This is a genomic window from Christiangramia sediminicola (assembly GCF_031344135.1).
Taxonomy (GTDB): Bacteria; Bacteroidota; Bacteroidia; order Flavobacteriales; family Flavobacteriaceae; genus Christiangramia; species Christiangramia sediminicola.
Genome location: NZ_JAVJIU010000004.1, coordinates 71249 through 85846, shown reverse-complemented (window position 1 = coordinate 85846; position 14598 = coordinate 71249). Strand labels below are relative to the sequence as shown.

Sequence of the window (14598 nt, the reverse complement as noted above, 5' to 3'; positions counted from 1 at the left end):
CTTTATAGATCAAAATTGTGTTTAACTCTGTTTTCATCCATGACCCGGTGGATCTCCTGGACATCATAGTAAATGATCCCACCCACCTTGGTATAGGGCAACGTACCATTGATACGAAGATTTTGTAAAGTTCCCGGACTGATTTGAAGCAGATCCATAACCTCTGAGGATTTAAGATAGCGTTTCAGTGTCCCGGAATTTTGTTTGGAAAGAAGGGTTTTTAATTCTTCGAGCAATTCCATTTTGAATTCCCGAAGATCATCTGTGGTAATAATACTTGTTGGCATAATAGAACATTTTTAATAGAAAGGGACTACCAAATGGTTTAAGCTTTTTAATTGATAGCCCCTATCAAAGTTTGACTTTCGTTCTACTAAATTGGTACTGTTTGATGGATATCTTTCCCTATGGGTTTCGTAGTTACGAGAAAATTTAACATTTAATAGTTATTGCTGGGATTTGGTCTATTTTGAGAGAGTATTGCTTTGAATTATGCTCTCAATTCAGAGGAAATTAAATTTGAACAGCAATTCTTCTACTTTTCGTAGTTACGAGTTACTACGAAAAGTTCATTATTCATCATCCTGGTTCATCTTAGTTTCCAAACGCAGAATAAGATTATGAAGATATTTTGCCCTGGTGCCTTTCCGGGACTTTATTTCAGAGTAGGTTTTGTAGATATTCTCCAGTTTGATATTGAAGAAATCCTCAAAAGAAGAAGTAATTGTACTGATATCTACGGTACCATGGTTAAGATCTCCATTGGCGTATAAGGCATAGATAAGTTCTACCAGTGAAGTTTTTGAACCTGACCACAGCATGACCTTATGTTTTTTATCCATCAAACCACTTTGTTTTCCTGGTCGTAGAGTTTCCATTGCTTCTCTAATGAAATGGATGAGCCGATACATAGCCTGGATCTTTGCCCATAGCATATCATGAGAGCTTGAAAATTCAGGATACTGGTAGTAATTGATCATGGGAGTGAAGGGATAGTTCTTACGATGGTTCCTGGTAAAAAGCTGGTGATCCAGGTATTCATGCCCTTGTTCCATATATTGAACAAAATCATTATTCTTATAAAAAAACTTATTGATCTTACGTAGTTCCTTTTCAAAAAATCGAAATTGAAAATTTTTGCCTGCTTTAGGTTTACGAGTCTCACAGGATCGTACCTCTGAGAAATAGATGAGATAGCTCATGGGGCAGGGTTTGATTTTTTTAAAGAATTCGATCTCGTCCGGGGTGTTTTCAAAATCCTCTTTTTCCACAATCTCTTTTAATTTAGAAAGGGTGTGATTTGAAATATCAATCCCTTTATCCGCTTTTTTAAAGGGATGAGGGATTGGTACCACCTTAGTGTTCAAACTATTGTGAAACTCATGTATTACGTCATCAAACATCTTATTATTACCTTGAATCATTAAAAAATAGTGTGGTAACGGGATCTTCAAATTGTTTGGTTTTATAAAGACTAGGTAAGGACCGCGATTACAATATCAATTATGAAATCTCATTTCTCATCATGTCCAATTGTTCTAACAGGAAATTATCGGAAGTTTGAATAAAAGCCTGTTTCTCAATTATGGTTGCACCAAATTTTCGTTTTTCAAAGGAGGCACTAAAACCTAAATCTATTTTCTGAAAGTTTGAGTTCTTAGCCCTTTTTATGGTCTGATATAATAATTGACGATATACCTGATATTCCCTGGAATATTCATAATCCATTCCAATTAAATTGGGGACGTATATACCTCCTTTATTTTTGTAACAGAACATAACGCCGACAATCTGGTTTTCCTTTTGAAGTTTTAATTCGATGAACTCCCAGTTTTTATCGGATGCCATATTTTGAAATACTTTTTTCGGATAGGTAAAGGTGTTTAATCCAAAATTTTTTGATTTCACATTTTTATAGAGTTCATGATAGGTATCAATTTTTTCAGGAGTAGGGGAGTCTAAAATTGATATATGGAACTTATCTTCAAACGGCAGTACCTCTTTTCTGAAATGTTTTCGAGACCGGGAGCTTAATGTTTCCAGAAATTCTTCTTCACTGTTCCATTCTAAATTATTAATTACACAGGAATCTGGCATGGAGACGGGAATATAACCTTCCTTTTGGAAAACTTCTGCTAAGGCTGTAGATTTCTTAAAATCGCGCAGAACGCACATTCCAGTTCTTAGTCTTTCTCCCAGCGCTTCGATTCTTAATAAGAGTTCTTTGATAGCTTCCTCAGATTGTGAATGCTTGTGGTCTAAATACAAATGACTCCCTTCGGTAAAGAGACATCCCATAGACAGTACTTTAGTAGTCATCGCATAGGGATTGGATTCCCTGTCTTGCTCTATGGCTTTAGATACCGATTCCGGTGCAAGCATATCATTCTTCCATAAGCCGCTGGTTAAAAATGTAGCTAAAATTGGATCATCCTTCTGATCTGTAATTATAAAATAATGGAAGTTCCAGTTATGCTCTTTTTGATCGTTATGGGAAAAGCATTTTTCCAGAAATTGAAGTCCTTCTTTATTAAGCATATTATGATTTCCAAGTAATTTATTCCATAGATCTGTATCTATGTCTTCGATGCTTTCCGCATAAATCACCGATACATCTGAGTCTGATTTTTCTTTTATCGTAGTTGGGTTCACGCTTATATTAAAAGCTTTTCCAACCCTCTCCAAAGTATTATTCGTTGCATTCAATGCTTTTTCATAATGATACTCCAGGGCATTCACCAGGGCTTTAATATCTTCTAATTCATTGTGACAGGAAATCGTAATTCTTACCCCGGTATTTTTCACAGGAACCGCTGGAAATAATCCCAGGTTTACAAAGAATCCTTCATCCAGCATTCGTTTCACAAAATTATAGCCGGTGGCGGGTAAGCCCGTACCAATATAAAAAACCGGGGAGTCGTTCTTTGAAATTAAGGGCAGGTTGGTTTTTGAAAGCAATTCATTAAAATAATTTATCCGGAGCTGTAGTGCCTTTTGTAGTGAATATAATTCGGTAGAAAGATGAATGTCTGCCGAAGCACTTGCCGCAGCAACAGCGCTGGGTTCCAGTTGGGCAGAGAAGGTGAGGGGGCCACCAAAATTTTTAATTTTTCTAAAGAGTTTTCGATCTGGACAAACCAGGACGGCACCTGAGGCTCCAAAGGTTTTGCTTAAAGTGCCAAATAGTAAAATATTTTCCGGTAGTTCTTTTAGGACTTCCATTACATAGCCACTACCGTTATGGCCCTTCCAGCTCATTCCATGCACATCATCAAAATACAAGTGCAGCTGAGGATATTTTTCACAAAGGGAGATAAGATCTTCTATGGGAGCATAATCACCATACATGGAATAAACCCCATCTGCCATATACCATATTTTTTTAACCTTTCCGGATAACCTCTTTATTCGGTCTTCCAGCATGTCCATGGAATTATGGCGAATTAGGCTTACAGGTATACCTCTAATTTTAAGGAATTGGGCCGCGTTTTGAACACTCCAGTGCACCTGGTGATCTAAAATTACTGCATCCTCATCCCTTACCGCAGTTGGTATAACCGCGATATGACCTAACGTACTGTTCTTGGTTATAAGAATTGGATTGTTGTAGATGGCTTCTATTTTCTCTTCTAACTCCGCATACAATGGATGAGAGATATAAGTCTTTGAAAGTGGAAACTGAGTACCATATTTTTGAATAGCTTCAATGGCAGCATTTTTAAGGCGCTGATCCTGTTCAAGACCCAGGTAGCCAGTCGTTCCAAAATGACAGGATTCTATTCCATTAACTTTTATTTTCCGTCCATTTAAGCCCTGACCTTCAGCATGCAAGTGTAAGACTCCTGCATTTGTTGCATTGGTGATTACTTCATCTACGGTATCAAGAAAATTGTTGTGTTTTATTTTAGCCATTTCTTCAAGTGTTAGATTAACAGAATATCAAGCTAAATAAACTTTTTAGGGACTGCTTAATTTAATTTGAAGATATTAAGGAAAATGCTCCTCAAAGTAAAATGTTGGTCGAGTAAGTCAAATTTATTAGTAAAATTTGACTTTAAATGAAGTAAAATGACCCTCTGTGTAAACTATATGCTGAATTTATCAAAAGTAAATCCCTAAATTACAGTATTCTATATCAAATATTATTGAAGTGAAAAAGCGGACACGAAATAATTTTGCAGAAGTATGGATTGACAAAGAAGTTCTATTCTTTGAATATAGTCCTATAATTAAATTAACATTACCTATTGCCAAACAACTTTTGAAACTCCGGTTATCTATTCAGAATAACAAGAAATACCCTATTCTCTGTGATTTAAGAAACGTTATAGACGCCGACACGAAAGCTATGGATTATTTGGCAAAAGAAGGGTCTATCCAGGCAACAGCGGTGGCGCTTTTGGTTAACTCTCCCCATACATCTATTACTGCCGAATTTTATTTAAAAACCAGTCTTCCAAAAGTTCCTACCAAGGTTTTTGAGCATAAATTGAAAGCCTTGGAATTTCTTTCTGAATATCCTAAAACACCCTAATTATGTATTTTTCTAACTCTAAATATTTTAATCAAATAACCAGTTTAATTACTGCTCTGGCAAATGGTCAATACGACAAAAGGATTCATGTAAAACGAGTAGATAACCAGTTCGCCACTATAAGCGTTCTATTAAATATGCTTGCGGGGGTATTGAAAGATGCTGCACCTAACCTATCGGCAGATCATAATGTGAGGTATCTTAATCATTTTATTTTTACCATTACTAAAGATCTGGAGCTTATTGACTTTAACAACGATGTTATCAAGGCTTTTAATATTGGAAAAATTAGAAACTTAAAAAGTATAGTCGACAAGGACTCTTTAAAACAAGTAAAAAATGCTGTTGAATTGGAAGAGATTACGGAAGGTTTATATCTCAATTTCAAGCTTAAAGAAGATTTATTTTTAAAAATGCATTCCCGGCTAACAATATCAAATAATTACAGCGCTAATAACGTATTATATATGTTGTCGGCAGTTCAGTTAATAAAAAAGTCAGAATGGTCTAAAGAACAATTATTGGAATCTTCCGAAGAAAAAAGGTCTGCTTTTAGTATTACGAAAAACAGAGACCTGATCCATTCTCTCTATCATTATCTTATGGATAATTTAGACTCTCCTCCACGTCCTATATTTGAAATTGCTGAAAAACTAAATACCAATCCAACTTTATTAAAGCGAGGTTTTAAAACTATCTATGGTACTACTATAGCTAAATATCATAGAGAAAAAAGACTTGAAAATGCAAAAGATCTTTTGCAGGATACCGATACCTCCCTGTATGCTATCGCCCAGGAATGTGGTTTTAAAAGTGCTTCACATTTCTCCAGGGCATTTAAAAAGCATTTTGGAATAAACCCTTGTCAAATTCGATAATACTACCAGTTAGTAAAACATCCACTTAAAAAAAGCAAATTTTATTAGCGACTTTAGCTATTGATATTCTAAAGTACAATGCTCCTTTACATTGAGAGAAAATCTTCTCTCTTTAAAAGAAGGGATTATAATAAAATTTATCGCGATGATACAGGAAAAGCCAACCTGTTTAAATAAAAGGTATTTGTTTAATTATTAAAATTTAATATCATGAAGATTAGAAAATTAATATTACCGATGATGGCATTCATTTGTGCCATAGGAATGGCCTTTGCCAATGTAAATTTCAATGAAAACCCAAGCAACGATTACATTGTTGTTAATGGTGACACAATTGAAATAGATGAGATGGATTGCGGTATTGGGTCAGAAACGTGTCAAGTACAGTTAGAAAGAAATGGACCTTTATATCCTGTTTTTGATGATGCAAATCTTAGCACTCCCAAAAACGGTGATGGTACCGTAATTAAATTGTATTAGATTTTTAGAGTCTATCTTAAATATAGCACACCGGAACTACCGGTGTGCTTTTTTAATTTAATCTACAAAGGAACCATGGATATTCTCAAATCTGTTTATCCTTCATTATAACTTCTATAAGATTATCTTCATGACAGTATTTTTTAGCTGTTTCAGCAATATCTTTGGAAGTAAGAGACTTTACAAATTTTTCTATTTCTGCAGGCTTTATCCAGGGTTGGTTGTAATGATAATGATTATAGAGTTTATTTTGGATTTCCTTACTATCTTTTGCTGTTTGTACACTGTAAGAAGAATAGAGACGGTGAGTACTGGCAGAAAAAGTACTTTCATCTATATTTCCTGATTTAATATTTGAAATAATCTTATCAAATTCTTGTCGTAAAGCATTCAAATCTTCTGACTTAGCCAACAATCTTATTCCAATTTCATAACGAGATAGATCTTTATTGAATCTGCCACCACTGCCAACGCTGTATAACGCATATCCTTTTTTAAACCTTAATTGTAACATCTTGTGATACAATAACCATCCCAGTGCATCTACTTTGATTTGTTCTTTCCAATTATCTGGATTTTTAACCGGGAATATAAAACTGCTATAATATTGAACTCCTTCTATTTTATATCTTCCTTTCGCAGTAATTTCTTTAGTTAATGGCCCTTCAAATTTCGTTTGAATCTTAGGTATGTGGTTACAAAATGAATCTTTCCCTTTTGGAAGATTACCCAAATATTTTTGTAAAATCGGTAAAATTATTTTAGTATTAAAATCTCCGTTGATAATAAATGTGAAGTCTTGTGCATTGCCGAAAAGTTCATGATAGATTTCATAGGATCTATTTAAATCAGTTTTTAGCATTCCCTGATAATTTTCCGTTCCAGTTAGCAACTTTAGCCCGAACACCCCATCTCCGGCAACCGTGGAATCTCCTGTTATATTTCTAATATAATTATACAAATCTGTAGACATGACATCGGCTCCTTTAGGATTTTTATAATTTTTAAATTTCTCCTTTTGCCAGTCTTTATATGCTATGCGATCTTTTCTTGGTTTGGTAAAGTAAAGGTGAATTAATTGAAGTACTGTTTCCAATTGATCTATAGACTTAGCGGCTCCCTGAATAGCAGTTTCTCTAAAATCTACGTAGGAAACAGGCCCTTTTTTAATACCTTTCGAGTCAAGGAATCGATCTAATACAAACTTATTCATTGAACCAACTCCAGAATGTTTGATAATTTGCACGCTATTAACGGCAGAATAAAAATCATCTTGTGGAAAACAAGAAGCGCCATTTGGGCTAACTCCTTTTATTAAAATTTCCCTGTCTTTAATATCAGACGAAATTTTATTGGGTTTTAAGATTAGCCGGACTCCATTTTCTAAAATGATTTCTTTTGCACCAGAAATACCAATACTTCTAGAAATAATTTTCTTCTCTTTTAATTTTGAAATATTTAACTCGGAACTAAGATTTTTAGAAGTTTCTACTAATTTGTACGACTGATAGGATTTTTTATTTGCTTTAGCAATCAACTGTCGTATTTGCTTTTCTTTGAACTGCAGAGCTAGATGACCAGCAGGAGCAATTATGCCGATATCTTCAGGCATTTCAGGAAATAAATTTTTTAGCTTCAGATTAAAGCTTTCCCTGGATAAACTTTCTATCCATTGTGCTAAATAGGAACTTTTATTTGATGGAATGGCTTCATCGTATAAGAAGTGTTTATCTATCTGTTCTATCCAATATGGTATACTGTTTTCGTTTGCTTTTTCAACAAATCGATATTTTTTCCATTCTTTTTCAGTGACACCGAATTGCTTTAACTGTTGAATTGCTTTCATGGTTTCATTGATCGCTTTCCTTTCAGAATTATTTTCAGACTTAATTTTTATTACTAAACCCGGAATATTAGGATTTTGATTTTTTTTATAAGGTAAGTGACTGGAAACTGTAAAAGAAGAATTATAAACTTCGCTTTTGCGATGTAAACGTTCCATAAGAACATTATTGAAAATTCGTTTTATTTTTTCATTTTGAAGATCCTCCCAAGTATTAATTTTAGCCGATTCATAACGGTAGATCAACCAGGTTTCTACGAAATCGTCTAAATATCCTTTTATAGTATCAGGAACCCTTTTAACTTTTTTAAATTGGTTAGGAAGGGATAAATACTGGATTGCATCATTTTTGTATTTAAGTTTATTTTCCCGGTAGATGGTCTCTGAAAAAATATTTTTGAGTTTACTTTCTAAATCATCTACGTCTTCTATACTTCCTACAATTGAAACAGCCGTTAAATCTGGTCGGTACCAATTTTTATAGAATTTTCTTAGAACCTCTGGCTTAAAGCTCTTATTATAGCTTAAGAAATTACTCTTATCACTGAATGTTGGAAACATTTTAGACATTAATTTTGATTCTGCAGCAAATTTATCTCTATTATCACTACCCCTCGTAATATATTCCTGCCTTAATTCTCCTCTGACCTTTTCTATGACGGGATTGGATAAGACCAATTCATTCGAGATATCTTTAAACCAGGTCAAGGCTGTATTTATAGTTTTAGGATCATTATTCGGCGCATCAAAGCTATAAACAGTAGTGCGTCCTGAATATGCATATATATCATATAAATGCATCCCAAGACCATCCAGAAGCTTTTCGCTATATATCGAATTCGGAAAATTTTTCGTGGGATGAAAGGCAATATGTTCTATAGCATGAGCAATATCTAATTGGTTTGCTTCTTGTTGATTTATACCGGCCTTCACATGAAATTTTAAGAACACTTTTTCTTTAGCTCCATTTATCGGTTTTATATAATAGGTGAGCCCATTATCCAGCTTACCATATCGAATGGAATTATCTACAGCTAAAGTTGTTTCTTGATTAGAGTTACCTAATTGAGCTTGAGTTGGGTATGAAAAAATGATTAGGGCTATTAAACCAATTATTTTTTTTAGGTATTGATACATTTTTTTTAAAGTTTAATAACCAGGATTTTGGTTGAGATTTGGATTCTTCATTCTTTCTTCGGCGGGTATGGGATAAAGTCTATCTGTAGCTTCCCAATCTGGTTTGATAGGGGCTAAAACTGCATCACTTCTTTCAGTTCGCTTTAAGTCCAGCCATCTGTGACCCCATTCCGTAAATAGTTCCTTTCTTCTTTCCTCTATAACTTCATCCATCAATTCTTCCCCATCCATATTTGGCCTGAATTCTGATATAATTGGTAAACCAGCACGAGCCTTTATAACATCTAAATCAGCAATTGCTCCAGGTAAATTGGACTGCATTAATCTGGCTTCTGCTCTGATCAGATACATTTCACTTAAGCGGATAACCATTGAGTATTCAGTTAGATTATCAGAACTATTTCTATCTTTATATTTAAAAGCGTGGTAATTTTCGGATCTACTGTGAAAACCAATCCATTTAGATTGACGCTGATCTTCAAGATCGAAACTATTCACAAGGTCATCAGTTAATGCTACATGGGTTAGTGATGATATGAACGGATGAAATATAAAAGCAGCGCCTTCCTTTGTTTGGGTTAAACTACCCCCACGGCCAGCCGGAGATATTTGCCAAATAGCCTCTCTGCTATTCGCTAGAAAGACCTGATCTAAATCTTCCAATATTTCATATGTATCTGTTTGAGAAATTACCTGGGTACTCAATAGCTCTGCTTCTTCCCAATTTTTAAGATATAGTTGAACTCTTGCCAGTAAAGCTTTAGCCACCGATTGATTGACGTTTATACGATCCTGGTTTCTATAGGATTGAGGTAATAATTCTACTGCTTCTTGAAGATCATTAATGATTTGCTCGTAAATTTCTTGTTTAGTATTTGAATCTGCTAGAGCATTTTCCCTATAATCTTTAGTCAAAATCAGTGGAACTTCACCATATAGATTAACTAAATAGAAGTATGAAAAAGCTCTAGTAAATTTTGCCTCACCTTTTAATTCAGCAAGAGAAACGGCTTCAATGCCTGTAGAATTTGAAATTCCATCTAATAGCGAATTAGACATATAAATTATTTTATATGCACTAGACCATAAATTAAGGTTTCGTGTATTGGTAGTTTGAATTTCATTTTCATAAAAATCCATGTAGGATCTGTCGGTAGGACGTAGTGATTTCAATTCATCTGCGCTTAAGCCTGAAATAACTGTAACACTATTGGTTCCTCCATTGCTAAAAGCAGTATTAAATAATTCATTGTATATTCCCTGTACGGCGCTTCTAGCTGTTTCAATATCACTAAAAACAACTTCGCTGGTTATTTGGTAATTGGGAGTATCAATCTGCACCAATTCTTCACATGAGGTAAAGGAGAGAACAATCAGGAAAAATAAGATAGGTTTAAAGTCAAGTATAGTTTTCATTATATTTTATTTAGAAATTAAGTTGTATTCCAAAGCTTATTGTCTTTAGGCTGGGGAAAGAAGTACCCAGATTTGGTGCTTCGGGATCTATACCTTCATAAGGTGTAATGGTGAATAAATTTTGTCCGTTGAGGAATAACTTACCACTGTTTAAACCCAGACTGTTTAAAAAGGTATTTGGTAAGGAGTAGGCTAATGAAATTGTCTTTAGCCTTATGAAAGAGGCATCAGTTCTAGAAAAAGTGGAATTTAATACATTATCATAGGCTATGATAGCCTGGGAAGATGCAGATATTTGCTGATAGCCGCTATTTTCATCCAATGCTCTAATTACATCAGTGCGTTGATTTCTCAACTCCCCTGCATTGAATAAAGCAAGTCTTCCATTTTGTTTTACGATTTCCCATAAAAACTGTAGAGAAAAATTCTTATAGTTTAAATTATTATTTAAACCACCAAAAAATTCCCTGCCACTATTTCGAATGATAGTTCGATCTTCAAAATTAAGATTGCCGTCACCATTCACATCTTCTACACTATAAAAACCGGTTTCAGGATCGAGACCTTCATAATTATATAGTAGCGCTATATTTAATGGATGACCTACCCTGTAGATATTTGCATAAGAAGATTGCTCCAAATTAGGATACCTAACCAATTCATTTTTAGGAAAGCTTAGGTTAAGGGAAGTTTGCCAGCTGAACTTGGGAGATTGAAAATTGAAAGTTGATAATTCAATTTCCCAACCTGTATTTTGTACTGTAGCCGGTAAGTTCGCCTGTACATTTGTAAATCCGGTAATCTCCGGTAAGGGATATCCTACTAACTGATTAGAAGAACGATTACGGTACCAGCTAAGCCCAATATTAATTCGATCTTCTATAAAACCTAGCTCTACAGCTGCTTCAATTTTCTTATTCACCTCCCAGGAGTAATCTGGGTTTGCTAAAAGGGTGGGGTAGAGTCCGCCTGCTCCTAAGGTTGGTTCATACGCATCTAAAAAGCCATAATTTGCGATTTGGTCACTTCCTGTTGTACCATAGCTGCCACGAAGTTTTCCAAAACTTAGAAAAGATACATGGTCTCTAATAAAAGTTTCTTCGGAAAATATCCAGGCTCCTCCTACGGCTCCAAAATTCGCAAATCTATTTCCAGGCCCAAAACGGGAAGATCCGTCCCTACGACCGGTAAGATTGATATAGTATTTTTTATCCCAGTTAAAACCTAACCTTGCAAATAGGGCTGCATATTTATATTCTGACTGCTGATTTGTTTGCGAATCTATATTTTCAGCAGCACTTAGGCTACCTATAAGAGATTCTGAAACATAACCTTCTCCATATAAGCTTAAACCGTTTTGTGTACTTTCTTGAATGGTTACCCCTACCAAGCCATCTATGGTTCCTTTTCCAATTTTACTAGAGTAAATTAACTGAGGTTCTGTTATCCAGGATTTCCTATCGGTTATTAGATGGTTCGAACGATGTTGAATTCGATCCCAAGTTGCCGGATTATATGATCGCCGAGGGCGTTTTACAATTTCATTACTATTAAAATAGGTGTACCCAAAGTTAGTTTTGAATTCCAATCCCTTTAATAGCTGATAGGTGATAACCAAATTAGATATAAGATTATTAGATTGGGTCTTACTGGAATTATAAAAACCAGCTAATGGATTATCCAATCCTACTTCAGCCCAATCATTCCAATTTATAGATTGATCATCATTAAATAGAGAGGGTGCATTAGGAGGGAGGTAAAATGCAAATGATGATAAGTCCAGGTAACCTACGAGATTATTTGAATCTACTCCGTAATTTACCGAGAGGTTAAAATTTAGTTTTTTGTTATTTGAAGTATGATTGAGTTGTAAACCTGCTGCAACTTTGTTGTAATCAAAATCTCCTAAAAAAATGGTGCCTTGTTTATGGTAGGAGCCACTAAGACTGTAAGTGGTATTTTCATTACCGCCACTTGCATTTAAATTAATATCTGTAACCTGAGAACTACCACCAAAAAACTCTTCCTGCCAATCTGTATAACGGTTCTGATCCCAAACTACTAAATCATAAGCATTCGCTTCGTCAGCTTCTACTCCATCATTTTCTAAAGCCCTTCTTCTTATTTGTAAGTAATCTTCCGTTTTTAACAGTTCTAAACGATTGGGCACTGTGGAAATGCCTTTGTAGATCCTGGCTTGGATTTCGGTTTTCCCCTGTCTTCCTTTTTTGGTAGTTATTAAAACGACACCATTGGCCCCACGAGAGCCGTAAATGGCAGTAGCATCGGCATCTTTTAGGACTTCAATGCTTTCAATATTCGATAAGTTTAGAGTGTTTAAAGGATCAATCCCTACATTTCCCAGATTACTAAAGCTTTCAATAGGAGTGGAATTTATAGGTACACCATCAATAATATAAAGAGGAAAATTTCCTTCATCCCGTAAACTATTTCTCCCTCTAATACGGATCGTAGCAGCCTGCCCCGGTAAATTACCGCCAGGAGTAACTTCTACCCCCGCCATTCTTCCTTGCAATGCCTGAATAGGGCTAACTACCGGCTGGTTTTCAATTTCTTCTGCGGTAACTCGGGAAATATTACCGGTGCTTTCCCTGCGAGTTGTATTGTAATATCCTGCATTAATCGTCACTTCCTCCAGTGCATCTACATCTTCTTCTAAAGATATATTTAGCATAGATTGATTACTTACCCGAATTTCCTGGGTTTTAAATCCAATAAAAGAAAATACAAGCATATCACCAGGATTCGCTCTGATGCTATAATTACCTTCCAGATTTGTTGTGGTGCCGTAGTTTTTGGTTGCTACTCTTACAGTCACTCCTAATAACGGCTCTCCTCCCAAAGTTGTAACGGTACCACTTATTTCCTGCTGGTAAAGTAGGGTGGGGGTAGAGGGCGTTGCCGCTTTGGCCTGACCCATCGCCAACATGACCAATAAGGCCATGGCTAGAAGGAACATGATAATAAGCATGCTCCTCTTGTAAAAATTTTTCATAATTTTACATTAGTTAAATGAAACATTTGTTTTATTAAAGCTTAGGCCTTCCCCTCCAGACGCCAATCTTAAGGGAAGGCTTTCTTGCTTTTACCCGTAAAAACGAGTGTTCACTTTTTCTTTTTATTAAATGCCCATTATGGGCTCTCATGCGCAATTTTTTTGTGGCTAAACAAACTATTAGTATGGAGCAAAAAATCACCGTTCCCAAAGCCAACTCTCTATAAGAACTGGCTTATGCCCACCCAACTGCCATTGCTAAAAAGGGCAATAACATCCCACGGGATTATTAGCGGAATTATCTCGTTCCCGTAACAAGCTTAATAATAACACTCCACAGGGAATGCCGGCCGCTTTGACCTTAGATTAAATTGTAGGGTTAATAGTTAGCGATGTCTTTTAGTGAAGAAACAAATGCTTTAAAAATAATTGAGCAGGAAACACCTAAATACAAAAAAGGCGTGAGAGCTCATCTTATTGCATCAGAGGTACTGGTATACCTTAAAAACCACAATAAGCAGCAAACTCACGCCCGGGTCGTGAGCATCCTTACTTATCCTCTCGTGGTTTATTTGAAAATTACCAGTTTTCTGACGCGAGATTCAAAGCGAATGCTTCTAATATTTTTACTTTAAGAAGTTTCGCAAATATATTATAATGAATCAAATATAATAATATTTCTTCATATGGTAATATATTACCATAAATTTTTTTATTGAAACCTTCAAATTGAGGTCTAAAGATTCTCAATTATGGATAGTAAAGAGGTATTGAAAATTTATATGACTAGGTTTTCGGAAAATTTAAATCGAATTAGGGAAGAAAAATATGAAACGATGCATGATGTGGGAACTAACTCCTCATTCGATCCTAGTAATTATAACAAATTTGAAAAAGGAAAGGGGAACCCTACCTTAGAAACCATTTTGAAACTTGCTAGCGTGATGCAAATTGATCCTAAAGATTTATTTGATTTCGATTTTGATATTAAAAAGCATAAAATTGAGATGTAATTTAATTTTTCCTGAAAGTATAAATATTCTAAAAAAATTTAATCCCTCATTTAATACTTTCAGATTTCCAATCAGGAGTATTTTAGAACAAGAATTATCTAAAAGGATTACTATCAAAAAAATATTGGAGAAATAGAGAGGGGTGTAACTAGTCCACCCTTTGAAACATTTATTTCGTTAGCCGTAGTCTCAGACGTGCCGTTTAAAGAATTATTCAACTACGATTAATAATTGCAACTTCTGTACCCTGAAACATTTTTCGATAAACCTTTATATTTGGT

General features: G+C 35.0%; 10 protein-coding genes. 4 read left to right on the top strand and 6 right to left on the bottom strand.

The features are described from left to right. Positions 1-2: 2 nt before the first annotated feature. The 3 genes from RE431_RS10900 to RE431_RS10890 all read right to left on the bottom strand — a co-directional run bounded on the left by RE431_RS10900 (position 3) and on the right by RE431_RS10890 (position 3912). On the bottom strand, positions 3-287 hold the full coding sequence (locus tag RE431_RS10900; protein ID WP_089663749.1) for a helix-turn-helix domain-containing protein: 285 nt from the start codon (positions 285-287) through the stop codon (positions 3-5). 285 nt (positions 288-572) lie between these two features. Then, positions 573-1454: an RteC domain-containing protein gene (locus RE431_RS10895; RefSeq protein ID WP_309562015.1), complete on the bottom strand. Its 882-nt coding sequence runs from the start codon at positions 1452-1454 to the stop codon at positions 573-575. Positions 1455-1503: 49 nt separating this feature from the next. After that, positions 1504-3912: an aminotransferase class I/II-fold pyridoxal phosphate-dependent enzyme gene (locus RE431_RS10890; protein WP_309562014.1), complete on the bottom strand. Its 2409-nt coding sequence runs from the start codon at positions 3910-3912 to the stop codon at positions 1504-1506. Positions 3913-4150: 238 nt separating this feature from the next. Here RE431_RS10890 and RE431_RS10885 point away from each other — a divergent pair, with 238 nt between their 5' ends. From RE431_RS10885 to RE431_RS10875, 3 genes are all read left to right on the top strand, one after another. After that, positions 4151-4534 (top strand): DUF7793 family protein, encoded by a 384-nt coding sequence (locus RE431_RS10885; RefSeq protein WP_309562013.1) that lies wholly within the window; start codon positions 4151-4153, stop codon positions 4532-4534. Positions 4535-4536: 2 nt separating this feature from the next. Next, positions 4537-5412 (top strand): helix-turn-helix transcriptional regulator, encoded by an 876-nt coding sequence (locus RE431_RS10880; protein ID WP_309562012.1) that lies wholly within the window; start codon positions 4537-4539, stop codon positions 5410-5412. A gap of 210 nt (positions 5413-5622) precedes the next feature. Continuing rightward, positions 5623-5892 carry a DUF6520 family protein gene (locus RE431_RS10875; protein ID WP_309562011.1) on the top strand — a complete coding sequence of 90 codons (270 nt, stop codon included), beginning with the start codon at positions 5623-5625 and terminating at the stop codon, positions 5890-5892. Between the two features lie 85 nt (positions 5893-5977). Here the strand turns inward: RE431_RS10875 and RE431_RS10870 are convergent, their stop codons facing one another. From RE431_RS10870 to RE431_RS10860, 3 genes are read right to left on the bottom strand one after another with little or no spacing between them, the layout of a single operon-like run. Beyond that, on the bottom strand, positions 5978-8872 hold the full coding sequence (locus tag RE431_RS10870; protein WP_309562010.1) for a M16 family metallopeptidase: 2895 nt from the start codon (positions 8870-8872) through the stop codon (positions 5978-5980). Between the two features lie 12 nt (positions 8873-8884). Further along, positions 8885-10288: a RagB/SusD family nutrient uptake outer membrane protein gene (locus RE431_RS10865; RefSeq protein WP_309562009.1), complete on the bottom strand. Its 1404-nt coding sequence runs from the start codon at positions 10286-10288 to the stop codon at positions 8885-8887. Between the two features lie 10 nt (positions 10289-10298). After that, positions 10299-13304 (bottom strand): SusC/RagA family TonB-linked outer membrane protein, encoded by a 3006-nt coding sequence (locus RE431_RS10860; protein ID WP_309562008.1) that lies wholly within the window; start codon positions 13302-13304, stop codon positions 10299-10301. 752 nt (positions 13305-14056) lie between these two features. Between RE431_RS10860 and RE431_RS10855 the strand changes: the two genes are divergently transcribed. Continuing rightward, the gene (locus RE431_RS10855; protein WP_309562007.1) at positions 14057-14317 is read left to right on the top strand and encodes a helix-turn-helix domain-containing protein; all 261 of its coding nucleotides are present in this window, start codon (positions 14057-14059) and stop codon (positions 14315-14317) included. Positions 14318-14598 lie beyond the last annotated feature (281 nt).

What these genes read in the sequence shown, in the direction of transcription:
- RE431_RS10900 (WP_089663749.1), bottom strand. Translation starts at nt 287, where the DNA reads ATGCCAACAAGTATTATTACCACAGATGATCTTCGGGAATTCAAAATG.
- RE431_RS10890 (WP_309562014.1), bottom strand. Translation starts at nt 3,912, where the DNA reads ATGGCTAAAATAAAACACAACAATTTTCTTGATACCGTAGATGAAGTA.
- RE431_RS10880 (WP_309562012.1), top strand. Translation starts at nt 4,537, where the DNA reads ATGTATTTTTCTAACTCTAAATATTTTAATCAAATAACCAGTTTAATT.
- RE431_RS10875 (WP_309562011.1), top strand. Translation starts at nt 5,623, where the DNA reads ATGAAGATTAGAAAATTAATATTACCGATGATGGCATTCATTTGTGCC.
- RE431_RS10870 (WP_309562010.1), bottom strand. Translation starts at nt 8,872, where the DNA reads ATGTATCAATACCTAAAAAAAATAATTGGTTTAATAGCCCTAATCATT.
- RE431_RS10865 (WP_309562009.1), bottom strand. Translation starts at nt 10,288, where the DNA reads ATGAAAACTATACTTGACTTTAAACCTATCTTATTTTTCCTGATTGTT.
- RE431_RS10860 (WP_309562008.1), bottom strand. Translation starts at nt 13,304, where the DNA reads ATGAAAAATTTTTACAAGAGGAGCATGCTTATTATCATGTTCCTTCTA.
- RE431_RS10855 (WP_309562007.1), top strand. Translation starts at nt 14,057, where the DNA reads ATGGATAGTAAAGAGGTATTGAAAATTTATATGACTAGGTTTTCGGAA.